Origin of the sequence: Candidatus Cardinium sp. cBcalN2 (assembly GCF_022810445.1) — a bacterium.
Classification (GTDB): domain Bacteria; phylum Bacteroidota; class Bacteroidia; order Cytophagales; family Amoebophilaceae; genus Cardinium.
Genome location: NZ_JAACGD010000169.1, coordinates 1 through 919, shown reverse-complemented (window position 1 = coordinate 919; position 919 = coordinate 1). Strand labels below are relative to the sequence as shown.

1 pseudogene is annotated in these 919 nt (G+C 37.3%); it reads right to left on the bottom strand.

Annotation, left to right across the window (positions count from 1 at the left end):
• Positions 1-73: 73 nt before the first annotated feature.
• Positions 74-919 (bottom strand): annotated as a pseudogene (locus tag MUW74_RS04150) (hypothetical protein); the annotation flags it as partial.

Sequence of the window (919 nt, the reverse complement as noted above, 5' to 3'; positions counted from 1 at the left end):
AAGCTTCGACACCAAAAATGCCATTAGAAGTAGGTTTGGCAAGAGGTATAATGATTGGCTGATATTAGACTGTTTACTGCATTTGTTTATGTTTCGGAATTGGTCTACCTGGTTTATTTTTTCGGTTTATAGCCATGATATAGTGTAACGTTATCATTACTAGGCCATTCATTAACATACAAGGAATATAGTTGCTATTCGTACCGACTATAGGAGCCATCCATTTCTCCCAACCAAATACAGAGAGTAAACCTGTAGCCATGCCTATTAAAGCAACCAGCGAAGTAATACGGAAACCCACAACCGCTAAAATAAATGGAGCGATTATGATGGGAACATAAAAACGCCCATACCATACAAGAATTCGGATTAGACTAGAGATAGGAAACTGATAAGCTAAGAACACAGTGAGTAGCGCCACAACGACAAGGGCTAGACGAGTGACTCGAAGTTGATACAAACAAACTAATTTTCTCAGAAAATATATACCTTTTGGTATATCATAAGCAATCATAATACTAGCGACATGCAATCTAGAATCAACTGTGGACATCGCAAAGGATAATATACTAATACACACTACTCCTTTTAAAGCAGGGGGAGCATTAGAGAAGAAATGATTCCAAATATCTTCAGATGGTACATCTGGGAAGGAGACAAAAACAAATAGCCCAACTAGCATTATACACACTATGATAAAGGTAGAAAAAACAGCGGCATACAAGAATACTTTTCTTGCCTGAACAGGACTGGAACACATATATACATGCTGCACCAGATAAGGACTCATTGCAGTAAACAGAATGGAGAGGTATGGCAGTATATTTCGGAGTTTATGAGAAGAAGACATAATATTGTGTAGCTCAAACTTTTTTTGAGCTTGAAAAAAATCAATGATTTCAGTGATCGATTTGCCTGT